Raw genomic sequence first — 24,241 nt, forward strand, 5'->3', positions numbered from 1 at the left:
GCTGCGCCTGATCAGGGTTCGAGGCAGTCGGTCATGCCCCACAGTTCGAGGAGCCGGGAGGTGCCGCGCCGGTCCGAAGGGTCCCGAGGACCTGCGCTGACCTGGCCCACACCGTGGACGGTCGCCTTGATCCGGTCCTCGTTGCCCGAGTAGAAGCCGCTGATGTCGACGTCGAGGCCCTGCCGGGCCCAGTACGACGCGATCTGCTGGAGCACGACGATCTGGTGGGTGTCCCCCGCGAGGGACGGTTCCAGCGTCAGCGACTGCCGGAACTCGCCGGTCGGCTTCCCGGTGAGGCCCTTGGTGCACTCGTCGCGGCCGCCGTCATGGGTGACCACGTCCGCACGGAGCACCTCACGGGACGTCCTGCGCAGCAGGTCCTCCAGGATGGCGCGGCCGTCGCCCAGGCCGGCCGCCTCCTTGTCGCCGAACGGCCCGTCCCCGGCATCGAGCACCCGGGGCGGCTCGCGGCCCGCGTCCAGCCCGGCGAGCCGCGGGCCGAACGCCGACTCCAGCTCGGCGCGCCGCCAGGTCCGGTCGTCGGCGTGCCCGGACTCGTCGCGGACGGAGACCTCCAGCGCGTCGATCCGGCCCTGGTGCGTACGCCAGGCGATCTTCGCGGCGCGTTCCCCGAAGCCGGTCTGGTTGCTCCGGTCGGGCAGCGGCAGGGACGTCACGGCGTCGATCGCGACCGTGGTGCGCCCGCCCTCGGTCCGTACGGTGATCTTCGGATCGTCCATGCCCGCGAGGCTCCAGGGATCTCCGCTCTCCCGCGCATCGCCCATGTCACAGCCGGCGGACGTGACCAGAACGACGAGGCAGACGGCCGTCAGCGCGATAGATCGCAGGCGCACGGGAACCTCCAGGGTCGGCTCGAGAGCGAATCACCACCGTCCAACGCCACTGTCGCCATTGTTCTCGCGGGCGTGGGTGCTGATTTCGATGTCGTCATGGAGGGCGCGGAAGAGGTCTGGACGCGGATCAGCGTGGGTCCCCGCGCCTGGGGCCCGGTCCGGGCGCCCGGGGCGTGCCGTCCAGGTAGGCGAGCACCGCCCGTACGCGGCGGTGGCCGGAGTCGTCCGGGGCCAGGCCGAGCTTGGCGAAGATGTTGCCGATGTGCTTGTGGACGGCGTTGTCGGAGATGCGCATCCGCTCGGCGATGGTGGCGTTGTCGTGGCCCTGCGCCATGAGGGCGAGCGACTCCCGCTCGCGGGGCGTGAGGGTGTCCAGGGGGTCGCCGGCGCGGCGCGCGAGGAGCTGGGCGACCACTTCGGGGTCCATGGCGGTGCCGCCGGCCGCGACGCGGTGCAGGGCGTCGACGAATTCGGCCACCCGGCCGATGCGGTCCTTGAGGAGGTAGCCGATGCCGCCGCGGCCGTCGGAGAGGAGCTCGCCGGCGTACTCGCGCTCGACGTACTGCGACAGCACCAGGATCGGCAGCGCGCCGTGCTCGCGGCGGGCCCGCAGCGCGGCGTGGATTCCCTCGTCGCGGAACGACGGCGGCAGCCGCACGTCGACGATGGCGATGTCGGGGCGGTGCTCGGCGACGGCGTCGAGGAACGCCTCGCCGTCGCCGACGACCGCCGCGACCTCGCAGCCCTTCGCCGCCAGCAGCAGCTCCAGGCCGCTGGACAGCAGGACGTTGTCCTCGGCGATCACGATCCGCACGGGACCTCCTGAACGATCACTGGGCGCACGGCACCCGGACGGCGAGCGTGGTGGGGCCGCCCGGTGGGCTGTCGAGGCGGACCGCGCCGTCCAGGGCGGCGACCCGCTGGCGCATCCCGGTGATCCCGGTGCCGCGCGCCTCGTCGGCGCCGCCCCTTCCGTCGTCGGTGACCTCGATGGACAGCACGTCGCCGGCGCGCTCGACCCGGAGGGCCGCCCGCGTGGCGGCGGCGTGCTTGGTCACGTTCGTCAGCGCCTCGGCGATCACGTAGTACGCCACCGCCTCCACGGCCGCCGGGAGCGTGCCCAGATCGGCGAGCTCGACGTGGACCGGCACGCTCGACCGGGCGGCCAGCGCCGCCAGCGCCCCGTCGAGCCCGCGGTCGGCGAGGATCGGCGGGTAGATCGTCTGGAGCACCGTGCGGAGCTCGACCATCGCCTCCTCCGCCGTCTCGTGCGCCTGCCGGAGCAGCGTCGCCACCGTGTCCGGGTCGTCGGCGAGCGCCTCCCGGGCGAGGCCCACCTGCATGGCGATGGTCACCAGGCGCGCCTGCGTCCCGTCGTGCAGATCGCGTTCGATCCGCTGGAGCTCAGCGCCATGGGCGTCGACGACCCCCACCCGGCTCCTGGTCAGCACGTCGACCCGCTCGGTGAGCCGCTCGCGGGCCGACGGCGCGAGCACCGCCAGGCACAGCCGCGCGTGGAGTCGCGCCAGCGCCGGGAGCGCCCACCAGGCCGCCGCACCGAGGACGGCGATCTGAACAGAGCCCCCGACCAGCGCGGTCGCCCAGTCGCCCACATGGACATCGAGAACGGAGAACAGGGTGGGACGCGCGTCGGCGGGAAACGCCCACCACAACGGCAACGCCACCGCGGCGACCAGGATGTTGCCCAGGCACACCAGGGCGGCCAGCCCGAGCGGGAACCCGACGGCGACGTGCGCGAGCGCCCAGGCGAGATCCCGCCGCCCGGCCGGCCGTCTGTCGACCGGAACGCCGAGCAGCCTGCCGGCCCGCCGGCGGTGCCAGTCCGCCCAGCCCCGCGCCGCCGGCGGCGCGAGCAGCACCGGCAACGCGAACACCGTGACCACGGCGGTGGCCAGCGTGCCCAGCAGGTAGGCCGAGCCGGAGAAAACACGGTCACGCATGCGCACCCCCGCGACGCCGGTATGGAGATCATTGTCCGCCACCGGTCCCCGGCGGGCACTACAGCGGGCTGTACCAACGCGCGTGCGGCCGGCTGTATCGTGCCGGGCGTCCGGCCGAAATAGCGTCCTCGGCCATGAAACCGACATTTGCGCGGATCCGCAGACGCCTGGTCCCGGCCCTCGCCCTGATCGCCCTGTCCGCCGCCGTCGCACCCCTGGCCGAAGCCAACGGCGGCGCGCCCCCACCGCTCTTTTGGAAGAAGACCTGCGCCCAGGGCACCGAAGACAGCGTCGGCAGGGAGCTCGACCGGGCGGGCGCACGGTGCGCGGAGCTGACCGTGCCGCTCGACCACTCCAGGCCCGGCGGCCGCACCATCAAGCTCGCGCTGTCCCTCCTCCCTGCCACGGACCGCGCCCATCGCATCGGCACCATGGTCCTCAACAGCGGCGGCCCCGGCGAGAGCACGCTGGGCATGCCCCTGCAGACGCGCGCGGCCATGAAGGACGTCGCCGCCCGTTACGACATCGTCGGCCTGGACCCGCGCTTCGTCGGGCGCAGCACGCCGCTCGACTGCGGCTGGCCCATCGGCCTGTGGCTCCGCTCGGCCGGGCCCACCCGCGCCCGGTTCGATCACCAGGTGGCGGTGCAGCGCGACCTGGCCGAACGCTGCGCCCGGCGCCACGCCGACGTGCTCCCGTACGTCAACACGCGCGACACGGCCCGCGACATCGACCTCGTGCGCCGCGCCCTCGGGGAACGCCGGATCTCCTTCCTCGGCTACTCCTACGGCAGCTACCTGGGCGCGGTCTACGCCCAGATGTTCCCCGGCCGCACCGACCGCGTGGTCCTGGACAGCGCGGGCGACCCGCACAAGTGGGGCCCCAGGGCGACGCAGGGCACCGAAGACGAGGCGGAACGCGCACTGCGCGGCTGGGTGGCCTGGGCCGCCAAGCGTCACGGCGCCTACGGCCTCGGCGCCACCCCCGCCCGCGTGCTCGCCACCGTGAACGCGATCGTCGCCGCCGCGGAGGACCGCCCGCTGCGCGTCGGACCGTACGAGGTGGACGAACAGGTGGTCCCCTACATCCTCTCCGTCGGCTCCGGCGACGACCGCCCCGCGGCCCGCGCGGAGCTGGCCTCCACCGTCCGGACCCTGAACGAGGCCGCGCACGGCCGCCCGGCCGACCCCGGCCCCGGACTCGACGGACTCCTCGCGTTCGTCCTGACCAGCGCCGGCTCCCCGCTCGCCGGCCCGGCCGCCGCGATCATCTGCGGTGACCGCGCCGCGCCACGCGACCCCGACACCTACTGGAACGACATCCAGCGCAGCCGGGCGCGCCACCCCCTCTTCGGCCCCCTCAAGAACAACATCTGGCCCTGCGCCTTCTGGCCGGACCACCCGCGCGAGCCCCTCACGCGCATCGGCAACCCCACCCCCGCGCTGATCGTGTCCGCCACCGGCGACACCGCCACCACCTACGAGGGCAGCAAGGCCATGCACCGGGCGCTGACCGGCTCCCGCCTGCTCACCCTGCGCGGCACCACCGCCCACGGCATCTACGGCACATACGGCAACGCCTGCGTGGACGCCAAGGTCAACGCCTACCTGGCCACCGGCACCCTCCCCGCCGCCGACCAGATCTGCCATCCCTGACCCGCCGCCCCCGAGGCCCGCGATGCCCCCACCGCGGCCTCGCGCATCAAACAGGGCACAGACCCACTTGCCGGTCATGACTTCGGCACGCATTCGGCACGGCCACCCGTAGAGAACCGGTGAGCCCCGGACACAGCCGGACCACACGCGAACGGCCCCTGAGCGCATCTCAGCAGCTCAGGGGCCGTTCGGCTGGTGGTGGCGGGTCCAGGATTCGAACCTGGGTAGGCGAAGCCGACGGATTTACAGTGCGCCATGGATGTTGAGGTTTCTCCCCCGCCGACCTGCACGGAATCCCGAGCGGCCTCCCCGTCGCCGCGAACGCATTCCGCGTATTTTCCGGATCATGGGACCGGCACCCTCTGCCCGGCGCCAACCGTCACGGATGCTCCTCGCTCCGGAGTGCTCGTTCGCGCGAACGGCGAGACGGTGCGACAGACAGAAGCGCGCGGACGAGTACTCCGGGTCGCCGGGGGTCTGGGGGACGGCGGAGTCCCCCAGGAACGCACTCGCCCAACCTGGCGACAAGGCGTCCGCCGGCGGGCTACCGTGACCGTGATGGACCGACCGCCAGTCGGGGATTGCAGCAAACCCCCCGGCTCGAACGCACAACCGGAGGTTCGCTGCAAACCAGGGCCGCAACCGATCGGCTTCAGCCTTTCTGGCCTGCGGCTTTACCCTGGGGTCCTCATCCGCCCTACGAGGGATCGCAACGGCAGGTACGGCATGGCGATGACGTCCCGCTTGCTGTCCTCATCCGCCCTACGAGGGATCGCAACCACTCCTCCTCGGTCTCCAGCCGGGCCTGTTCCAGCGTCCTCATCCGCCCTACGAGGGATCGCAACACGAGCTGGCGGCGTTCTTCGGTCAGGGGGTGGCGGTCCTCATCCGCCCTACGAGGGATCACAACTGGTGGACGACGCCGGTCCATCCACCCGGCGGGTGGCGGCCTCATCCGCCCTGTCAGAGGCTGTTGTTCCGTGCCGAGCGTTCTTGACCAGGCTGGCGTTGGTGGCGGCCCGCCGGTTCGCCGCCCGGTGACCGGCGCCCACGCCGCACGCGCCGGGCGGCGCGGCCGGCGGGCCGCAGCGGCGGCGCGCAGCGCCGCCGCCTTGAATCTCAAAAAGCTGAATTCGGCAACGGTGCGAGGGTCGCTAGCTGTTCATCTTCAGGAGGGCGCGCATGGTCTCGGCGGGGGTGACGCAGCGGAAGCCGGTGTCATCGTCAAGCATGTCGGCGGAGGCGTCGTTGAAGTTCGCAGGCGTGCAGCGTTTGAACGGGCTGGTGAAGGCACTGCCCTTGAGTTCGTAGCGGCCCGGCTCGGACTGGGTGGAGCACCACTCCCAGACATTGCCGCACATGTCGTAGACCCCATAGGGGCTTACGCCGCTGTGGTAGCGGTTGACGGGGGTGGTGGTACGGATTCCGCTTTCGCGGACGTTACATTTCGCGGGGGTGAGCTGGCTACCCCAAGGATAGGTGTCACCTCTGGTGCCTCGAGCAGCCTTCTCCCATTGTTGGCCGGTGGGTAGAGCCTTGGCGGTCCACTGGGCGTATGCGGTGGCGTCGTGCCAGGTGACGAACACCACGGGGTGGTCCAGCAGGTTGTCCGGCGGGCTACTGTCTTTCCAGTGCTGGGGAGCAGGGTGGCCGGTTGCTGCGACGAAACGGGCGTAGTCGGCGTTCGTGGTGGGGAAAACGTCAATGTAGAACGCGGGCAGGTAAACGGGCTCGTCCTTCTCTCCCGCCAGGAAGACACCAGCATCGACCAGGGTCATTAGCTTCCCGTCGATGGGGTGGCGGACTTGGTGTGGTTCGTTCAGCAGGAGGGGTTCGCCTGGTGGTGCACTGGCCTGGGTGTCAGGTACGGCGGCGGGGGTGTGCTGGACCGTTTCGCCGACCAATGCGGCGAACCGCTCTTGTTCTTCCGGGGTGGAAGCCGCTAGGGATGAGTCGAGGGCCTGTTGGTTCACCGGCCGAGGATGGATGTTCTCCGCTTCTTTCTCCCACTTGGACACCATGCGCTCACTGACACCCAGATGTGCAGCGAAATCACGGATGCTCATCCGCTTTGCCTCGCGGAGGGCTCGCGCTTCACGGCCTGACCAGAGTTTGATGGTGATGGGCAACAATTCTCCTGGAGGGTTTTAGGGGATCGCTGACCGTCAGATGCGCTCTGGCGGGATCTCTTCGTATTCCTTGCGGAGTGTCTCGAAGATGGGATGCTCGGCCGGTAGTTGCACGTTGTCGATTGCGGTGATCGGGCGAACGCCTACGGTGGTGTTGGTGGCGAACGCGGCTTCCATGCTGGGCACGTCGCGAAGATTGACCGGAGCCGTGATGGTCTGCTCGTGAACCTGGGTGATCAGTCGCATGGTCACGCCTGGCAGGACATCGGCGCTCGGCCAGATGACGCGGTCACCGTCGTAGAAACCGATGTTCCACGTCGCACCTTCGGTGACAAAGGATGAGCTGTCGATGAACAGGGCGTCATCGAACCCGTTGAGTTGGGCGTTCCGGCGGCACCACAATTGGCCGAAGAGACCGATGTGTTTAACGTGGGGCAGATCGCGGCGATAGCTGGCTGACTGGACGCGCATCGGGGGCGGCGGCCAGGCTCCGGCCGGACGCGTGGTGACCAGGATGTGAGGTTCGGCCGTTGCTCCGGGGCGTCCCAACTCTAGGTCCGGGTCGAAGACGGTGACCCGGACCACGAACGATCCGGGCTTGTCTCTGATCGCGCGCCGGATGTATTCGCGCACTTTGTCACGGTTCAGGTCGGCATCGAACACTTCTCGGCAATCGCGAACCAGTCGGTCAAGGTGGTGCGAGAGTCCGCGTACGTGCTGGTCATCGACGCGCATGGACGTGAAGTGACCATAGTTGATCAGCCCTAGGGCCTGGAGCGCTTCGGGGGCGACAGGTGCGCCGTCGAGTTCCGCCATGCACTCAAGTCTGACATTGCGGCTGATCAGTGAGCCCGCGGAGGGCGGCTGATCTAGCCGAAGTGCAGTCAAAGTTCAGCGCTGAGGCGGGGGTGAGACATGGGAACTCGCTCGGTGCCTCGGAAGCCTAGAGGTATGAGGGGTGAGCGTTCCGTAAGGGAGTGCACGTCCTGCGGTGGGCGTGGCTGGAAGTGGCTCCATCCTCGCCGGGCGGTGTTGGTCGGGCGACGGGATGAGCCGTTGGGGCCTGGGCTGACGCGGACGCCCTGTCTGCGGTGCAGCCCTCCACGGGTGACGCGGGCGGCGTGACGAGTCTGCGGGGCGGCCGGCTGCCTGGGTCGCCGGGATCGGATGGCTGATCGGTGGTCGGGGTGCGTGCTTGGCGTGCTGACAGGGCCGACCAGGAGGTGATGGGTTCATGCGTGGTGCGGGGCGGGCGATGGATGCCCCTCGGGAGCGGGACTTGCAGCGGGTGCGGTTGTGGGCGTTGGCGCAAGCGCTGCGGGCGCATGGGTTCGCGGCGGAACTGGCGGAGTCCGATCCGCTGCTGGTGGTCGCCGGCGGTCCGGGGGTGCTGGTGCAGGTGCGTTGCCAGGTCCGGGACGACTGCGGCGGTGAGCTGTGGTTCCGGTCGGCGAACGGCGTGATGATCGCTCCGGCCGATGACGCGCACCTGCATGAGGCGGTCGTGGCGGTCAAGGGCCTGGCGGTGCCCGATGCCGGGGCGTAGTGGCAGGCACGCCCACCGCGCGGCGCTGCACGGCGTTGACCTGCCTGTGGCGGCGGACGCTGAGGGGTCGGCGGTTGACCCGCGTGTGGTTCACCTGGAGGACCTGCGCCGGTGCCTGGAACAGCTCGGCGGAGGGTTCGGCGCTTCGCTGGTGCGCGCGTGGGATGGTCCGGTGGTGTTGCGGGTCACCTACCCGTATCCGGCCCGGCCGCCGGAGGACATCGGCTGTGTCCTGGAAGAGGGCGAATGGTGGTTCGCCTGGAGCGACGGGCGGACCATCGGCCCGGCCGATGACCCCGAGGGCGTGGCGCGCGTGATCGTCCGCGACCCCTGGAGGGGGCAGGCATGAGCGGGACGGCGGCGACAGACGAGGCGGGCCGGTGGGTGCCTGCCGTACACGCCGACCAGTTGGAAGCGGTCTGGCGGCTGGCACGACGGGAGTTCGGCGACGAGTTCCCCAACACCACGATCTGGTACGGGCTGACCTCCGGCAAGTGGCGGGCGATGGTGCCCGGCCCCGGCGGCTGGCGCATGCTCGAATCACCCGAACCGGACGACCTGCGGATGCAGATCCGGGGCGCGGTGGGGTTCTGGCCGGTGTACGGCTCCCAGCACCGCCGGTGATGCGGTGGCACCCCTGACCCGTGGGTACGGGTGACGGGCCTGGGTAGCTGACGTTACAGTGCCGTAGGCGCTTGTGCGCTCATGTACCTAAGTCGTCAGGTGGTCGCCATGCCGAGTCTGGATTTCGAGCCTCCCAAGTACGCGCGTGTCGTGCTGGAGTTGCGGCGGCGGATCGAAGAGGGCCAGTATCCGCCCGGCTCGATGCTGCCTTCGGAGTCGCAGCTCGTGCGAGAGTTCGCGGTCGGCCGTACCACCGTGGTCCGGGCGTTGCAGATGCTCCAACAGGACGGGTGGATCGTCCGTGAGCACGGGCGGGGCTCGTTCGTGAAGGGGCGGCCTGCATCCGAACGTGAGGTGACCCGGCCCGGCCTGGCGGTGCTCGACCAACCAGAAACCCGCGACGGCGTGAGTCTCGTCCAGGTGGGCACGGTGCCGGCACCCTCGCCCGTGGTGGCCGTGCTGGGCCTGGGCGAGGGTGCCTCGCTGGTCATGCGGCGTTGGGTGAGCAAGCGGGACGGTGTGCCCGCCGAGTTGGTGACCTGTTGGTTTCCGCCGGAACTGGCCTACGGCACCGATCTTGGATCGGACTCGCCGCTGCCGGTCGGTGTCCGCGCGCACCTGCGCTCTGTCAGGCAGGTGCGCATCGACCACATCGCCGAACGGCTCACCGCTCGCCTGCCTGATGCCGACGAGCCGACGTTGCTCCAGGTCGGTTCCTCTGATCCGGTTCTGTCGATCCTGGCGACCGCGCATGATGCCACCGATGCGGCGCTGTTCGCGGTCGAGGTCGTCATGCCCGGCACGCTTCATGAGCTGGAAGACGTCTACAGCGTCCCTGACTGATCATTCCAATGTGATCTAGGTCACCCACTCTGCCACTTGTCCGCATGAGTTGGTCGCTTATGCTGGCAGTAGTCCACTCGATCGGACGAGTGGACATGCGGAGAAGGAGTGATGTGGATGGGTATCCAGGGGCGGATCCCGGTGGAGTTCGGCCAGGTGTTCCCGCACGGCGTCTACGCGACCGGGCCGGCGGAGCCGCTGACGAACTACGAGACCAAGCGGCAGGAGATCGATAAGGACACCGGCCTGCCGGTGTGGGTGGTGGACGTGTACGACGCCGACCCGGCCGCCAAGCACAAGGCGTCGGCGATCCGGGTGCGGGTCATCGCGCGAGAGTGCCCGGTGCTGCCGGAGCCGGTGATGGGGCCGTTCCGTCCGGTGGAGTTCACCGGAATGACCGTCACCCCGTACGTCGAGGTGTCCGGCAAGAACCCGCAGGGTGAGCCGATCACCCGCATCGCCTACTCCTACCGGGCGACCGGCGTCCAGGCCCCCAACACCCCGGCGGCGGGTCGGGGCGGTGCTCGTCCGGCGGCCGGTAAGGACGCGGCCTGATGTCCGGGCGCATGTCGGCGCTGTCGCTGCCGGTCGGGTCCGGGGCCTCCAGCGAGTTCAAGGCGTTCCGGTCCCGAACGCCGCTGTTCACCGTCTCGGCCGGTCGGCTGCTGGTCACCCTGACCCTTCCGGAACGGCTCGGGGCCGGTGAGGTCGAGTTCGCCCGGCGGCTGGCCGAACAGGCGGCGGCCTACGCGGTCGAGGTGGAACGGCTCTACCGCTCCGGACGCTCCTCGGCCCGGTCGGGTGGGTCGGCGGCGGCCTGACAAGCAAGGCGGGGCGGCTGGAGCTGGTCCCTCCAGCCGCCCCCGGTTCTCTCCCCAACCAAGTGAAGAGGTGATCAGCGTATGTCCTGGGAGTTCCGCAAGGTCAAGCCCGGCGACAACGTCGCCGTCGAGGCGCAGAAAGACCCGTTCGCCGCACCGAAGTGGGCTCCGCCGATCTGGCACATGCCCGAGGGCCTGGTCCTGCTCGTCAACCTGCTCCGCATCCTCGTGCGCGGGGCGCTGTTCTGCCTGCGGCACCCCCTCGTCTCCGGTGCCGTGGTGGGGGCCGGCTGGCTGGCCTGGCGGTACGGCTGGCACGTCCCTGCCCTCGTCGGCCTGGTGGCCGTGGTCGGCCTGGGCGTGTGGGCGGCGGTGGATCGGGCCTCGTTCGTGCGCCGGGTCTACCGTCCGGCGTGGTCGCGGTGGCGGGGCTGGTGGGTGTACCGGCGGCACTGGCAACCGATCCTGGTCACCGCCGGGCTCACCAAGACCCATCGGGGCCGCGAATACCTGCCGACGCTGCGGCGCATCGAGTGCGGGGCCGCGTCGGATCGGCTGCTGGTGCAGATGCTCAAGGGGCAGGCCCCCGACGCATGGGAGAAGGTGGCCGCGAATCTGGCGCATGGTTTCGGCGCGACCCTGGTCCGGGTCCGCGACGGGGACCGGCCCGGCCGGATCTGGCTGGAGTTCGTCCGCATCGACGCCTTGGCCGCGCCGATTCCGGCGCTGCCGATCCCGGACGCATCTGCGGTGGACCTGCGCGCGGTGGAGATTGGGCGTCAGGAGGACGGTTCGCCGTGGCGGCTGCGGCTCCTCGGCACGCACGTCCTGGTCGCCGGGGCGACGGGGTCGGGTAAGGGTTCGGTGTTGTGGTCGGTGATCCGGGGTGTGCTGCCGCTGATGGTTGCCGGGCTGGTCGAGGTGTGGGCCATCGACCCCAAACGGATGGAACTCTCGTATGGCCGCCCGTTGTTCGAGCGGTTCGGCCGCTACTCCTCCGACCCCACGGGCGGGATGGTGGCGCTGCTGGAGGAGGCCGCTGGCGACATGAACGCCCGCGCCGACCAGTTCGCCGGACTCACCCGCACGTTCGTCCCCTCGGTGGAGCATCCGTTTCGGTTGATCGTGGTGGATGAGCTGGCGTTCCTGACCGCCTACAGCCCCGAACGCGACCTCCGCAAGCGGGCGGAGTCGGCGTTGGCGATCTTGACCAGTCAGGGCCGGTCGGTGGGGTACTGCGTGCTCGGCGCCCAGCAGGACGCCCGCAAAGAGGTCAACAACCTGCGGAACCTGTTCCCGGACCGGATCGCGCTGCGGCTGGATGAGGACGAACAGGTGGACATGGTCCTGGGCGACGGGGCACGGGACCGCGGGGCGCTGGCCGATCAGATCTCGACGGTTCCGGAGGTCGGGGCCGGTGTCGGGTTCGTGCGGCTGGAGACCTGCCCGGATCCGGTGCGGGTGCGGGCGGCGTACGTCTCGGATGAGGACATCCGGCAGATGGTCGCCTACGCGCTGTCCGGTGGCACCTACCGGCCGGAGGCCGCATGACCGGCCGTCCCGAACAGACGACAGCGCCGGTCAAGACTCTGGCCCCGCTGGCACGGGAGGTCGTCAAGGCGGTGGCGGTCGAGCACGGGGTGTGCATCCGGCCGGTCCCGATGCGGCGGGTCAACCTGACCACTGGCGAGAGTGAGCGGTTCGACGTGCCGTGCGGGCACACGCTCGCGTCGGTCTGCCCGTCCTGCGCCGAACGCAAGCGCAAACTCCGCGCCGTCCAGTGCGCCCAGGGCTGGCACCTGGCCGAAGAACCCGTGATCGAGCGGGCCGACCCCAACGCCGAACAGCGCCACCTGATGCAGCTGCGCGCCCAGGCCCAGGCGCGACGGGATGCGGTGGAGGCGGGCGGGCCGGACGAGCATGGGGACCTGGCCTGGTGGGACGGGCTATTGCTGGAACTGGATCGGGAGATCGAACGCACGGGCGTCGCGGGCAGGCTCCGCACCGGCGACCAGCGGTCCCGGCGGACCCGCTCCACCCGCCGCCGCCAGGACGTGCCCGACCTGCCCCGCCGGCCAGTGGAGAACCGCACCGTGGGGCGGACGTTCCTCGGCAAGGGCGGCAAGACCTTCCGGCCGTCGATCTTCCTGACCCTCACCCTCGACTCCTACGGCAAGGTGCGGGCGGACGGCACACCCGTCGACCCGGCCACCTACGACTACCGGCGGGCGGCCAGGGACGCGCTGCACTTCTCCAAGCTGATCGACCGGTTCGTGCAGAACCTGCGCCGCTTCGTCGGCTACGACGTGCAGTACTTCGCCACCGTCGAACCGCAACGCCGGTTGGCTCCGCATCTGCACATGGCGATCCGCGGCACCATCTCCCGCGCCGACCTCCGCCGGGTCGCGGCGGCCACCTACCACCAAGTGTGGTGGCCCCCTACTGATCGGATCGTCTACCCCAACGGGCGGCTTCCCGTCTGGGATGCGGTGGCCGGTGACGGCGGCGCGGGCGGCTACGTGGACCCGGATACCGGGGAGGTGCTGCCCACCTGGGATGAGGCCCTGGACGCGATCGGGGAGGACCCGGACGCCGAGCCGCTGCACGTGGTCCGCTTCGGCGAGCAGATCCACGCCGAGGGCGTTCTGGCCGACACTCCGGACGCGCGGCGGTGCATCGGCTACCTGACCAAGTACCTCGTTAAGAACGTCGCCGAATGCCACGCACCGCAGACCGAAGCCCAGCGGGCGCACGTCGACCGGCTGGCGGACGCGCTGCGCTATGAGCCGTGCTCGCCCACCTGCGCGAACTGGCTGCGGTACGGGGTGCAGCCCAAGAACGCCCGGCCCGGCCTGGTGCCCGGCTTCTGCAAGGGCAAGGCACACCGCCGCGAACACCTGGGCTACGGCGGCCGGCGGGTGCTGGTCTCCCGGCGCTGGTCCGGCAAAACCCTCGCCGACCATAAGGCCGACCGCAAAGCCTGGGTCCTCGCCCGGCTGGCAGAGGCGGGCATCCCGGCGGCCCGGCCCGATGACCCGGACGGCGTCTACGCCTGGGAACGCGCCGGACCCGGCGACCCGGACGTGCGGCCGTTGGATGAGCGGCTGCTGCACCTGATCAACGAACGCATCCAACGACGACGGCAACTCGACCAAGCGACACAGGTCCAACTTTCGGCAACTCGGGAGGCTGCGTGAGCACCAGGCGCGATGAACTCCTCACCGTCGCCCAGGTCCTCGAAGAACTCGGCGGTGTTTCAGAGCGCACGTTCTATCGGTGGCGGGAGCTGGGCAAGGCTCCCGAAGCGATCCGGCTCCCCAACAACGAGCTTCGCATCTGGCGTAGTGAGCTGATGCGCTGGCTCGGCACCCTCCGGGAGGCGGCGTGAACACCTCCTACAAGGTCACGTTCTGGGAAGTCCGGCCGAACAGGTCCAAGGTCAAGCCGGGCAAGGTCGTCTCCTACACGGTGCGTTGGACGGTGGCCGGTCGGGAGAAGTCGCGGACCTTCCAGCGGTCGGCGCAGGCCAAGAACTTCCTGTCTGACCTGCGGCAGGCCGCCAAGGCCGGTGAGGAGTTCGACATCGACTCGGGTCTACCGCTGTCGATGCTGCCCAAGGCGGAGGAGGAGAAGCCTGCTCGGACCTGGCTGGAGTTCAGTGTTGCGTACGTTGACATGAAGTGGCCGGATGCCGCGCCGAACAGCCGTGACGGCCTTACCGAGACGATCGCGACGGTCTGCCCTGTTCTCGTGCGGGAGGACGCTCCCCCGGCTCCTGACGCTGGACTGCTCCGGAAGGCGTTGCGGGCGTACTACCTGGCTCCCCAGGATCGGGAGCGTCCCCAGCCTCCTGAGATCGCGGACGCGCTCACGTGGCTGGAGAAAGCCTCGTTGGAGATGCCCGAGGTAGCCAAGCCCGTCAACGTCCGCGCGGCTCTCACTGCGCTCTCACGTCGCCTGGACGGCAAGCCCGCGGCGGCCTCCACCGTGGCACGCAAGCGGGCGGTGCTCTACAACGCGTTCGAGTACGCGGTCGAGCTGGAGGAGTTCGAGCGCAACCCGATCGACCGTGTGAAGTGGACGCCTCCCAAGCTGGCCGAGGAAGTGGACTGGCGGGTGGTGATCAGTCCTCGGCAGATGCGGGAATGTCTCACGGCCGTGACGTACGTCGGCAAGCGGGGCAGGGGCCGGCGGTTGCGGGCGCTGTACGCCTGCATGTACTACGCGGCGTTGCGTCCGGCCGAGGCGGTGGCGCTGCACAAGGATGACTGCACGCTTCCGGCAACCGGCTGGGGCAAGCTCGTCCTCTCACGCTCGCTCCCTGAGTCGGGGTCGCGCTGGACGGACGACGGGACGACCCACGAACAGCGCGGGCTCAAGCTTCGGCCGGTCAACGAGATCCGGACGGTCCCGATCCCGCCGGTCCTGGTGAAGATCCTGCGGGAGCACATCGCCGAGTTCGGGACGGCACCGGACGGGCGGATCTTCCAGACCGAGCGGGGCGGCATCGTCGGCTCGACGGCCTACGGGGACGTGTGGGCGGCTACTCGGCAACTGGCCTTCACTCCGGCTCAGGTCGCCTCTCCCCTGGCCCGGCGGCCGTACGACCTGCGTCATGCGGGCGTCTCGCTGTGGCTGAACTCCGGCGTTCCGGCAACCGAGGTCGCCGAACGGGCGGGCCACAGCGTCAAGGTGCTGCTCCAGATCTACGCCAAGTGCATCGAGGGTCAGCAGCACCAGGCGAACAAGCGGATCGACGATGCGCTCGACGACTGATGCGACCTACCCTGTGGGGGCTCCGGTTCGCGCCGGAGCCCCTTCGGCGTTCGTGGGCCGACCTGCGCAGATGCGCTCGGACGGATTCCGCGTATTTTCCGGGACCGGTGACATGGGGCTGCGTCCGGCGGCGTCCGGCTGCGTGCGGACGATCTTGAAAGACGACGGCCCCCGAGCGCATCTCAGCAGCTCAGGGGCCGTTCGGCTGGTGGTGGCGGGTCCAGGATTCGAACCTGGGTAGGCGAAGCCGACGGATTTACAGTCCGCTCCCATTGGCCACTCGGGCAACCCGCCGTGGCGCCTTGTTGTTGGCGACGGGGAAAGCTTAGCGGACGTGGAGGGTGCTCGTGACATCGAGGGGCGGGCAGGTGGGCGGGGTCGTGGTGGGGCGGTCGGCGGGGAGTGGGGGCTGGCTAGGGTTGGGGGCTACGTGGGTTGGACAGTGGGGCCTTGCAGGGCCGTGAGCTATGGAAGGGTGAGGGATGGCTGGCGAGAGCTCGTTCGACATCGTGTCCAAGCTGGATCGGCAGGAGGTCGACAACGCGGTCAACCAGGCGGCCAAGGAGGTGGCCAACCGGTTCGACTTCCGGAACGTCGACGCGGGGATCAGGTGGTCGGGGGAGGCCATCGAGATCCAGGCCAACACCGAGGAGCGGGCCAACGCGATCCTGGACGTGCTGAAGGACAAGCTGGTCAAGCGGGGGGTCTCGCTGAAGGTGCTGGACGCCGGGGAGCCCCGGCCGTCCGGGAAGGTCTACAAGCTGACGGTGGGGCTCAAGGAGGGCATCTCCCAGGAGAACGCCAAGAAGATCAGCAAGATCATCCGGGACGAGGGGCCGAAGGGCGTCAAGGCCCAGATCCAGGGGGACGAACTGCGGGTCAGCTCGAAGAAGAAGGACGACCTGCAGCAGGTGATCGCGCTGCTCAAGGGCAAGGACCTGGACGTCGCCCTGCAGTTCGTGAACTACCGGTGACGAGGGGTGCCGCGCGGCCGGTTCGCGTTCCGGCCGCGTGACGTTCCCGGGGCCGTCCGCGCCGGCGGCGAGGTCCGCGGGCCGGGGGAACGCCGGAAGCCGTACCCCGCCGATGGCCTCCGGCGTTCCCGAGTGTTGTGACGCGGGAACGGGCCGTCCGGTTCATGGTCCGTGGCCCGGACCGGCGGTCAGCCGGCCAGCGGGGTCCGGCGGTCCGGCATCAGGTCGCGGGCCAGCGCGTCCAGGTCCAGCCCCAGCACACGGGCCAGGGCGGCGACCGTGAAGAACGCGGGGGCGGAGATGGCGCCCCGTTCGATCTTGCGGAGGGTGTCCAGGGAGATGCCGGCCTCCTGGGCCACCGCGGCGGCGCTGCGCGGGCCCCGGGCGGCTCGCAGCACCTGGCCGAGCGCCCGGCCGCGGTCGCGCTCTTCGTCGGTCAGCGGGGTGCGCACCATGGCGACGACTCTACCCGGGATAGAAATACCAGTAGCGGAATCCGGCGCCCCGACCGGTCAGTGACCGGCCATCCGCTCCAGCCGGGCGATGCGCTCGGCGGTCGGCGGGTGGGTGGAGAACAGCCGGCCGACGCCCGCGCCGCTGAACGGGTTGGCGATCATCAGCGAGCTGGTGGAGGCCAGCTCGGGATCCTGCGGCAGCGGCATCGCCCGGGTGCCCGCCTCGATCTTGCGCAGCGCCGAGGCCAGCGCCAGCGGGTCGCCGGTCAGCCGGGCCCCGGAGGCGTCCGCCTGGTACTCGCGGGTCCGGCTGATGGCCAGCTGCACCACGGTCGCCGCGATCGGCCCCAGGATCAGCATCAGCAGCGCGCCGAGCAGCCCCGGCCCCTCCTCGTCCTCCGAACGCCCGATCGGCAGGAAGATCGCCAGATGGGACAGGTAGGTGATGACGGTGGCGATGGCGGCGGCCACCGAGGAGATCAGGATGTCACGGTTGTAGACGTGCGACAGCTCGTGTCCCAGCACCGCGCGCAGCTCCCGCTCGTCCAGCATCCGCAGGATCCCCCGGGTGCAGCAGACGGCAGCGTTGCGCGGGTTGCGGCCGGTGGCGAACGCGTTGGGCTGCATGGTCTCCGACACGTACAGCCGGGGCATGGGCTGCCGGGCCGCCGTGGACAGCTCGCGGACCAGCCGGTACAGCGTCGGGGCCTCGACCTCGCCGACCGGATGGGCGCGCATGGAGCGCAGCGCGATGCGGTCGCTGAAGAAGTAGGCGACGCCGTTGGTGGCCAGCGCGATGACCGCCGCGATGGTGAGCCCGGTGGTGCCGCCCAGCGCCCAGCCCGCCGCCAGTGTCAGCGCCGCGAGCGCGCCGAGCAGTGCGGCCGTCTTGACACCGTTGAACTGCACTTTCGCCAGCCTCCCCGCATACCGAGACGTGCCGCGTACGGCGGTACGCCGAGCCGCGTCCCCCGTACGGCGTACGTCCTGAACAACGGTTTGACCTGTGTAAACGTTCCCGGACGCCAGTTCCCGCGGGCCCCGGCGGGCAGGGCGCCGTGCCCGCAGGTCAGCCGGTCGCGGCCGCCGCCTGCAGCACCAGCTGGGGGGCGACCGACAGCACGACGGCGCCGGCGGCGGACGCCGCGATGGCCGCCCGGACCGCCCCGCCGCGCGGCATCCGGGGTTCCCCGGCCGCGGGGGCGGCGAACAGCCGGGCCGCCCAGGCCAGGTAGTAGTAGAGCCCGATCACCGTGTTGATCGCCATGACCACCGCCAGCCAGGTGAGGCCGCCCGCCACGGTGGCCCGGAAGACCACGATCTTGGCGAACAGCCCCATCACGCCCGGCGGCAGCCCGGCCAGGCAGATCAGGAAGAACGCCATCGCCGCCGCGGTCGCCGGGTTGCGCCGCGCCAGCCCGCGGAAGTCGTCCAGCGAGTCCGGTCCCGCCCCGGCCCCGGCACGCCGGCGGAAGCCGGTCACCACCGCGAACGCCCCGATGTTCATCACCGCGTAGATGGCGACGTACGCGACGGTCGCCGCGACCGCCTCGCCGAGCCGTTCGTCCCCCACCGCCAGCGGCGCCAGCATGTACCCGGACTGGGCGACCGACGACCAGGCCAGCAGCCGGATCGCGGACCGCTGCCGCAGCGCCACCAGGTTGCCGAGCGTCATGGTGACCGCCGCCAGCACCGCCAGCACCGGCCCCCACACGTGCGCGTACGCGGGCAGCCCGAGCGCGACCACGATCGCCAGCCCGGCGAACCCGCCCGCCTTGGACACCACCGACAGGAACGCCGTCACCGGCAGCGGCGCCCCCACGTACACGTCCGGCGCCCAGAAGTGGAACGGAACCGCCGCGATCTTGAACGCGAAGCCCGCCAGCACCAGCACCACGCCCAGCGCCGCCACCGGCCCCAGCTCCGAGGGCGTCCGGGACAGCGCCGGCGCGATCCGGTCCAGGTGCATCGCCCCGGTCACCCCGTACAGCAGGCTGATCCCGAACAGCATCACCGCCGTGGAGATCACCGAGATCAGGAACAGCTTGAGCGCGGCCTCCGAGGCCGTCCCGTCGTAGCGCCGCAGCGCCACCAGGGCGAACACCGGCAGCGACAGCGTCTCCAGCGCCACCACCAGCAGCACCAGATCGCGCGCCGCCACCAGGGTCAGCGCCCCGCCGACCGCCGCCAGCAGCAGGAAGTGGTACTCCCCCGCGGGCAGCCGGGACGCGGTGATCTCCTCCATCGACAGCAGCACCACGACCAGCGCCGCCGCCAGCACCACGCCCTGGAACACCAGAGTGAAGTCGTCGGTCACGTACGAGCACGACGCCGGGCCGGAGCCGCGCAGGTCCCCGGTCAGGCAGAACGTCCCCCGCACGCCGCCGAACGCCAGCGCGACCACCGCGGCCAGCGCGACGCCCAGCGCCCCCGCGCCGAGCAGCCCCAGCACCCGGCGCGGCACGTCGAACGCGTCGGCCAGCAGCAGCCCGATCGCCGCCACCGCGACGATCAGCGCGGGCGCGATCGCCGCGTAGTCGATCGACTGGATCATCAGCCGCCTCCCAGCAGGGCACGGACCGGCGCGGTGGTCAGGTCGAGCAGCAGCTTGGGCCACAGCCCCACCAGCAGGGTCAGCACGACCAGCGGCACCCAGGCGGCGTACTCGGCCCGGGTCAGGGCGGCCACCGGCTCGGCACGGTGCTCCGCGCGCCCGTGGGTGATCTTGGCGAGCATCCGCAGGAAGTACGCGGCGGTCAGCACCGCGCCCAGCGCCCCCACCGCCATGAACGTCACGAACGTCTCCCGGGGCAGCCCGGCGCCGGGCCGGTAGGCCCCCAGCAGCGCCAGCATCTCGCCCCAGAAGCCCGCCAGTCCCGGCAGCCCCAGGCTCGCCACCGACGCGAACGTCAGGAACGACGCCAGCCGGGGCGCGGCGGCCAGCATCCCGCCGCCGAGCGCGTCCAGCTCCCCGGTGCCGTACCGCTCCTTGACCGCACCGGCCAGGAAGAACAGCAGCCCGGTGATCAGCCCGTGGGCGATGTTGCCGAACAGCGCCGCGTTCACCCCGACCGGGGTGAGGGTGGCGATGCCCAGCAGCACGAAGCCCATGTGGCCGACCGAGGAGTAGGCGATCAGCCGTTTGAGGTCGCGCTGCGCCAGGCAGGCCAGCGCCCCGTACACGATGCCGATCACCGCGAGCAGCCCCAGCCACGGCGCCCACACCTGCGCGCCCTCCGGGGCCACCGGCAGCGCGATGCGGACGAACCCGTAGGTGCCCATCTTCAGCAGCACCCCGGCCAGCAGCACCGAGCCCACGGTGGGGGCCTCGGTGTGCGCGTCGGGCAGCCAGGTGTGCAGCGGCCACATCGGCACCTTGACCGCCAGTCCCAGCCCGATCAGGCCGAACGCCGCGATCTGCACGCCCCGGGTCAGCTCGCGGCCGTGCTGCTCGGCGAGCGCGACCATGTCGAGGGTGCCGGCGTTCACCGCGACCAGCAGCAGCCCGACCAGCAGCAGGCCGGAGCCGAGCAGGGTGTAGAGGATGAACTTGTAGGCCGCCGCCCGCCGTCCCGGGCCGCCCCACAACGCGATCACCACGTACATGGGGATCAGCACGACCTCGAAGAACACGAAGAACAGCAGCAGGTCCAGGGCCACGAACGTGCCGAGCATCCCGACCTCGAGGACCAGCACCAGCCCGGTGAACAGCCGTGCCGACCCGTCGCCCGGCGGGTGCCGCAGCGTGTACACGAAGCACAGGAACGTCAGCAGCGCCGTCAGCACCACCAGCGGCAGCGACACCCCGTCCACGCCCAGGTGGAACCGCAGGTCGATCGCCGGGGCCCAGGCCCGGTCCACCTCGAGCTGCATGCGCCGCGGATCGCCGTGGTCGAACGCCGCCGCCGCGACCAGCGCCCCCAGCAGCGCCAGACCGGACACCAGCGCCCCGTACCGGCGGACCGCCTCGTCGCCGGGCAGGAACCGTTCGCGCGGCAGCAGGAGCAGCAACGCCCCCGCCAGCGGGACCGCCAGCGTGATGAGCAGGATCAAAGCAGGATCACCACCCCGGCCGCGATGACGATGACACCGGCGAGCAGGCCGGTCAGGTACGCCTGGGCGTTGCCGGTCTGGACGCGGCGCAGCGCCCCGCCGGCCCGGCGCGACCATCCGGCGGTGCCGACCACCAGGGCGTCGATGCCGTGCCGGTCGGTGGCGACGACGGCCCGGGCCACCGCGCGGACCGGGCGGACGACGAGCGCGGCGTACACCTCGTCGACGTAGAACGCGCGGTCGAAGACCTTGCGGACCGGCCCGAGCCGATCGGCGGGATCGAGCGCGGGGTCGCGGTTCCACAGCAGGTGGGCGACCGCGATGCCGCCGGCGGCCCACAGCAGCGACACCCCCGCCGACACCAGGTGCGGCCGCAGCTCCGCCGCCCCGAGCCCGAAGAAGCCCAGCAGCGCGGCGGGCACCGCCAGCGCCGCGACCGTCCAGGTCATCAGCGCCGGGGCCTCCCGGGCCTCGAACGACGTGCGCTGCTCCCCGAAGAACGTCATCAGCCAGGCCCGCGTCGCGTACGCGGCGGTGACCCCCACGGTGACCAGCAGCCCGATGTAGATCAGCCAGGCCGCTCCGGCGGGGATGTCCGGGACCGCGGCGCTGAGGGCCGCGTGCCCCTGCTCCCCGGCGCCGGGCTCCCGGTGGCCCGCCAGGGCGGCGGTGTGCCGGGCGCCCTCGATGATCGCGTCCTTGCTGAAGAAGCCGCTGACCGGCGGCAGCCCGACCAGCGCCGCGTATCCGACGGTCATGGACCAGAAGGTGACCGGCATGGCGCGGCGCAGCCCGCCGTAGTGCCCCAGCAGGTTCGAGCCCGCCACGAAGATCACCGATCCGGCGGCCAGGAACAGCAGCGCCTTGAACGCCCCGTGCGCCACCAGGTGGAAGATCGCCGCGGTCTGCGCGCCGACCGCCAGGCCCGCCGCCATGTAGGCGAGCTGGCTGATCGTGGAGTACGCCAGCACCCGCTTGAGGTCGTTCTGCGCCAGCGCCGCCAGCGCCGACCCCAGCATGGAGATCACCGCCACGATCCCCAGCACGGTCAGCGTCCCGGGGGCGGCCAGGAACGCCGGGTACAGCCGGGCGATCACGTAGATCCCGGCGGCCACCATCGTCGCCGCGTGGATCAGCGCGCTGATCGGCGTGGGACCGGCCATCGCGTCGGGCAGCCAGGTGTGCAGCGGGAACTGGGCGCTCTTGCCCGCCACCCCGGCGAGCAGCAGCAGCGTCGCCGCCGTCAGCGTGCCCGCCGGCAGTTGCGGCACCGCGTCCAGCACGCCGCCGATGGAGAACGTGCCCGCCCCGATCCCCAGCACGAAGATCCCGAGCAGGAAGCCCACGTCGCCGAGCCGGGTCACCAGGAACGCCTTGACCGCGGCCCGCGAGTTCGCCCGTTCCTCCCAGTGGTGGCCGATCAGGAAGTACGAGCAGACCCCCATGACCTCCCAGCCGACGTACAGCAGCAACAGGTCGCCCGCGTACACCACCAGCAGCATCGCCGCGGTGAACAGCGAGACGAACGCCGCGTACGACGAGTAGCGGGGGTCCTTGGCCATGTAGGCGACCGAGTAGACCTGCACGGCCAGCGCCACCAGGCACACCATCAGGCCGATCAGCGCCGCCAGCCCGTCCACCTGCAGCCCGATCGCGATGTCGACCGACCCGGTGGGCACGAGGGTGAGCGTCCCGCCGCGCACCCCGGGGTCGCGCCAGAGGGTGAACGCGACGACCAGCGCCAGCACGGTCGCCACGGCCGTCGGCACGACGGCGATCAGCGCGGGCCCGTTGCGCGGCAGCCCCCGCAGCGCGAAGTCGGCGGTGACCAGGCGGCCCATCTCCGCCGCCCGGGGGCCTCCGCCGGGCACCGGCCCGGTCTCGGGACGGACCACCGGCAGCGGCGTGGTGGGGGCGTCGGGCGTCCCGGTCCCGGGCTCGGATTCGGCGGCGGGCAGCGGGCGCGCGCCCAGCAGGCGGGACAGGCGGGGGCCGAGCAGCATCCCGGCGAACGCGGCGCAGAACGGCAGCGCGATCGCCAGCGAGGCGAGGACGATCACGTGCCGTCCCCCTCACGCGCCGCCGCGACCGGTTCCGGCTCCGGCTCGGCGGCGGCCGGGCGCCGGCGGGCCTCGCCGAGCTCGGTCAGCCGGTCGACCTCCACCATCCGGCGGTTGCGGAACACCAGCAGCACGATCGCCAGGCCCAGCCCGATCTCGGCGGCGGCGATCACGATGGTGAACAGGGTGAGGACCTGCCCGCCGTGCAGCCGGTCCCGCCACAGCGCGTCGAACGCGACCAGGTTGAGGTTGACGGCGTTCAGCATCAGCTCCACCGACATCAGCACCAGGATGGCGTTGCGGCGGGCCAGCACCCCGTACACGCCGACGGAGAACAGCAACGCGGAGACCACCGCGGGATAGGCCGCGTGCATCAGCGCCCGCCCTCCCGGTCCTTGGGGCCGATGTCGGTGCGCGACAGCACGATCGCGCCGACCAGCGCGGCCAGCAGCAGCACCGACAGCACCTCGAACGGCAGCACCCAGGTGCGGAACAGGCTCGCGCCCAGCGGCTCGGCCCCGCCGCCCCCGGCCTCCAGTTCGATGAACGCGTCCTTGAAGCCCCGGACCAGCACGGTGACCAGCACCCCGGCGGTGGCCAGCGCGACCGCCAGCGCCACCCACCGGTTGCCGGAGTCCAGCGGGTCATCCTCGCCGCTGCGGGGCAGCCGGCCGATCGGCGCGCGGGTCAGCATGATCCCGAACAGCAGCAGCACCACCACCGCGCCGACGTAGATCAGCACCTGCACCCAGGCCACGAACTCCGCGGTCAGCAGCAGGTAGGCCCCGGCGAGCGCGCCGAACGACACCACCAGCCACAGCGCCGCGTGCACCAGTTGCCGGGTGGTCACCACCATGATCGCCGACCCCACGGCGACCACCCCGAGCAGCGTGAACACGATCTCCTGCGCGGTCACCGGCCGCCCCGTCCCGCGCGCTGCGCCGCCTTCTCGGCGGCGGAGACCTCCTTGGGGGGCTCCGCGGCCGGGTCGTGGGCCTGCGGCGGCGGCACCGTCCACATCCACTCGCGCAGCCGGTCCTTCTCGTGGGTCAGCTCGTTGATGTCGTACTCGGCGTACTCGAACTCCGGCGACCAGAACAGCGCGTCGAACGGGCAGACCTCCACGCAGATCCCGCAGTACATGCACAGCGCGAAGTCGATCGCGAAGCGGTCCAGGACGTTGCGGGTGCGCGGACGGCCGCCGCCCTCGGCGGGCAGCGTCTCCTTGTGCGAGTCGATGTAGATGCACCAGTCGGGGCACTCGCGCGCGCACAGCATGCAGACCGTGCAGTTCTCCTCCAGCAGCGCGATCACCCCCCGGCTGCGCGGAGGCAGGTCGGGCTGCACCTCCGGGTACTGGCGCGTGATGGAACGCCGCGTCATCGTCCGCAATGTGACGGCCAGCCCCTTGGCCAGTCCGCCTCCTGGTAGCCGTGCCACGGCACCATGATTCCGTACTGTTCGCCCAGAGGGAACGCGGGCCGCCCCCT

At 71.2% G+C, this 24,241-nt stretch carries 25 protein-coding genes and 1 tRNA gene; 12 read left to right on the forward strand and 14 right to left on the reverse strand.

Annotated features, from left to right (window positions below):
• Positions 1–11: 11 nt before the first annotated feature.
• The 3 genes from HNR21_RS01145 to HNR21_RS01155 form a co-directional block, all read right to left on the reverse strand.
• Positions 12–740: a hypothetical protein gene (locus tag HNR21_RS01145; RefSeq protein ID WP_182703683.1), complete on the reverse strand. Its 729-nt coding sequence runs from the start codon at positions 738–740 to the stop codon at positions 12–14.
• A 241-nt stretch (positions 741–981) separates the two neighbouring features.
• Complete coding sequence (locus HNR21_RS01150; protein ID WP_182703684.1) at positions 982–1,668, reverse strand: response regulator transcription factor; 687 nt, start codon at positions 1,666–1,668, stop codon at positions 982–984.
• A gap of 16 nt (positions 1,669–1,684) precedes the next feature.
• The gene (locus HNR21_RS01155; protein ID WP_182703685.1) at positions 1,685–2,815 is read right to left on the reverse strand and encodes a sensor histidine kinase; all 1,131 of its coding nucleotides are present in this window, start codon (positions 2,813–2,815) and stop codon (positions 1,685–1,687) included.
• A gap of 134 nt (positions 2,816–2,949) precedes the next feature.
• Here HNR21_RS01155 and HNR21_RS01160 point away from each other — a divergent pair, with 134 nt between their 5' ends.
• Entirely contained in the window at positions 2,950–4,470 is a 1,521-nt protein-coding gene (locus tag HNR21_RS01160) for an alpha/beta hydrolase (protein ID WP_182703686.1), read from the forward strand.
• A 1,154-nt stretch (positions 4,471–5,624) separates the two neighbouring features.
• On the opposite strand, the gene HNR21_RS01165 is transcribed toward HNR21_RS01160, so the two are convergent.
• Both HNR21_RS01165 and HNR21_RS01170 read right to left on the reverse strand, forming a co-directional pair.
• A complete protein-coding gene (locus tag HNR21_RS01165; RefSeq protein ID WP_233359058.1) occupies positions 5,625–6,599 on the reverse strand; it encodes an SUMF1/EgtB/PvdO family nonheme iron enzyme in 975 nt (324 codons plus the stop codon).
• A 36-nt stretch (positions 6,600–6,635) separates the two neighbouring features.
• Positions 6,636–7,415: an aminotransferase class IV family protein gene (locus HNR21_RS01170; RefSeq protein WP_119728390.1), complete on the reverse strand. Its 780-nt coding sequence runs from the start codon at positions 7,413–7,415 to the stop codon at positions 6,636–6,638.
• 439 nt (positions 7,416–7,854) lie between these two features.
• On the opposite strand from HNR21_RS01170, the gene HNR21_RS01175 reads away from it, so the two are divergent.
• The 10 genes from HNR21_RS01175 to HNR21_RS01220 all read left to right on the forward strand — a co-directional run bounded on the left by HNR21_RS01175 (position 7,855) and on the right by HNR21_RS01220 (position 15,209).
• Complete coding sequence (locus HNR21_RS01175; RefSeq protein WP_246441908.1) at positions 7,855–8,145, forward strand: hypothetical protein; 291 nt, start codon at positions 7,855–7,857, stop codon at positions 8,143–8,145.
• A gap of 85 nt (positions 8,146–8,230) precedes the next feature.
• Positions 8,231–8,494: a hypothetical protein gene (locus HNR21_RS01180; RefSeq protein WP_157995882.1), complete on the forward strand. Its 264-nt coding sequence runs from the start codon at positions 8,231–8,233 to the stop codon at positions 8,492–8,494.
• The gene (locus HNR21_RS01185) at positions 8,491–8,769 is read left to right on the forward strand and encodes a hypothetical protein (protein ID WP_157995881.1); all 279 of its coding nucleotides are present in this window, start codon (positions 8,491–8,493) and stop codon (positions 8,767–8,769) included. The genes HNR21_RS01180 and HNR21_RS01185 overlap by 4 nt, the downstream gene beginning before the upstream one ends.
• Before the next feature lie 108 nt (positions 8,770–8,877).
• Entirely contained in the window at positions 8,878–9,612 is a 735-nt protein-coding gene (locus HNR21_RS01190) for a GntR family transcriptional regulator (protein WP_119731797.1), read from the forward strand.
• A gap of 117 nt (positions 9,613–9,729) precedes the next feature.
• The gene (locus tag HNR21_RS01195) at positions 9,730–10,167 is read left to right on the forward strand and encodes a plasmid replication, integration and excision activator (protein WP_119728386.1); all 438 of its coding nucleotides are present in this window, start codon (positions 9,730–9,732) and stop codon (positions 10,165–10,167) included.
• Positions 10,167–10,433 carry a hypothetical protein gene (locus tag HNR21_RS01200; RefSeq protein WP_119728385.1) on the forward strand — a complete coding sequence of 89 codons (267 nt, stop codon included), beginning with the start codon at positions 10,167–10,169 and terminating at the stop codon, positions 10,431–10,433. The genes HNR21_RS01195 and HNR21_RS01200 overlap by 1 nt, the downstream gene beginning before the upstream one ends.
• A gap of 81 nt (positions 10,434–10,514) precedes the next feature.
• Positions 10,515–11,984, forward strand: coding sequence for an FtsK/SpoIIIE domain-containing protein (locus tag HNR21_RS01205; protein WP_233359057.1), 1,470 nt, complete (start codon positions 10,515–10,517; stop codon positions 11,982–11,984).
• Positions 11,981–13,630: a replication initiator gene (locus tag HNR21_RS01210; protein ID WP_119728384.1), complete on the forward strand. Its 1,650-nt coding sequence runs from the start codon at positions 11,981–11,983 to the stop codon at positions 13,628–13,630. Before HNR21_RS01205 ends, HNR21_RS01210 begins: the two co-directional genes overlap by 4 nt.
• Positions 13,627–13,821, forward strand: a complete 195-nt coding sequence (locus HNR21_RS01215) for a helix-turn-helix transcriptional regulator (RefSeq protein ID WP_119728383.1) — start codon at positions 13,627–13,629, stop codon at positions 13,819–13,821. Before HNR21_RS01210 ends, HNR21_RS01215 begins: the two co-directional genes overlap by 4 nt.
• A complete protein-coding gene (locus tag HNR21_RS01220) occupies positions 13,818–15,209 on the forward strand; it encodes a tyrosine-type recombinase/integrase (protein ID WP_119728382.1) in 1,392 nt (463 codons plus the stop codon). The genes HNR21_RS01215 and HNR21_RS01220 overlap by 4 nt, the downstream gene beginning before the upstream one ends.
• A 209-nt stretch (positions 15,210–15,418) precedes the next feature.
• On the opposite strand, the gene HNR21_RS01225 is transcribed toward HNR21_RS01220, so the two are convergent.
• A tRNA-Tyr gene (locus tag HNR21_RS01225) sits at positions 15,419–15,503 on the reverse strand.
• Positions 15,504–15,691: 188 nt separating this feature from the next.
• On the opposite strand from HNR21_RS01225, the gene HNR21_RS01230 reads away from it, so the two are divergent.
• A complete protein-coding gene (locus tag HNR21_RS01230; RefSeq protein ID WP_119728381.1) occupies positions 15,692–16,183 on the forward strand; it encodes a YajQ family cyclic di-GMP-binding protein in 492 nt (163 codons plus the stop codon).
• 188 nt (positions 16,184–16,371) lie between these two features.
• On the opposite strand, the gene HNR21_RS01235 is transcribed toward HNR21_RS01230, so the two are convergent.
• From HNR21_RS01235 to HNR21_RS01270, 8 genes are all read right to left on the reverse strand, one after another.
• A complete protein-coding gene (locus HNR21_RS01235; RefSeq protein WP_119728316.1) occupies positions 16,372–16,638 on the reverse strand; it encodes a helix-turn-helix domain-containing protein in 267 nt (88 codons plus the stop codon).
• A 57-nt stretch (positions 16,639–16,695) separates the two neighbouring features.
• Positions 16,696–17,547 carry a zinc metalloprotease HtpX gene (gene htpX, locus HNR21_RS01240; RefSeq protein ID WP_182703687.1) on the reverse strand — a complete coding sequence of 284 codons (852 nt, stop codon included), beginning with the start codon at positions 17,545–17,547 and terminating at the stop codon, positions 16,696–16,698.
• A gap of 160 nt (positions 17,548–17,707) precedes the next feature.
• Complete coding sequence (locus tag HNR21_RS01245) at positions 17,708–19,192, reverse strand: NADH-quinone oxidoreductase subunit N (protein ID WP_182703688.1); 1,485 nt, start codon at positions 19,190–19,192, stop codon at positions 17,708–17,710.
• A complete protein-coding gene (locus HNR21_RS01250; RefSeq protein WP_182708994.1) occupies positions 19,192–20,691 on the reverse strand; it encodes a complex I subunit 4 family protein in 1,500 nt (499 codons plus the stop codon). The genes HNR21_RS01245 and HNR21_RS01250 overlap by 1 nt, the downstream gene beginning before the upstream one ends.
• Complete coding sequence (locus HNR21_RS01255) at positions 20,688–22,751, reverse strand: NADH-quinone oxidoreductase subunit 5 family protein (RefSeq protein ID WP_312880766.1); 2,064 nt, start codon at positions 22,749–22,751, stop codon at positions 20,688–20,690. Before HNR21_RS01255 ends, HNR21_RS01250 begins: the two co-directional genes overlap by 4 nt.
• Positions 22,748–23,125, reverse strand: a complete 378-nt coding sequence (gene nuoK, locus HNR21_RS01260) for an NADH-quinone oxidoreductase subunit NuoK (RefSeq protein ID WP_233359052.1) — start codon at positions 23,123–23,125, stop codon at positions 22,748–22,750. The genes HNR21_RS01255 and nuoK overlap by 4 nt, the downstream gene beginning before the upstream one ends.
• On the reverse strand, positions 23,125–23,667 hold the full coding sequence (locus HNR21_RS01265) for an NADH-quinone oxidoreductase subunit J family protein (RefSeq protein WP_198679469.1): 543 nt from the start codon (positions 23,665–23,667) through the stop codon (positions 23,125–23,127). Before HNR21_RS01265 ends, nuoK begins: the two co-directional genes overlap by 1 nt.
• On the reverse strand, positions 23,664–24,134 hold the full coding sequence (locus HNR21_RS01270) for a NuoI/complex I 23 kDa subunit family protein (RefSeq protein ID WP_119728312.1): 471 nt from the start codon (positions 24,132–24,134) through the stop codon (positions 23,664–23,666). Before HNR21_RS01270 ends, HNR21_RS01265 begins: the two co-directional genes overlap by 4 nt.
• Between the last annotated feature and the right edge of the window lie 107 nt (positions 24,135–24,241).

Origin of the sequence: Thermomonospora cellulosilytica, from assembly GCF_014138835.1 — a bacterium.
GTDB classification, from domain to species: domain Bacteria; phylum Actinomycetota; class Actinomycetes; order Streptosporangiales; family Streptosporangiaceae; genus Thermomonospora; species Thermomonospora amylolytica.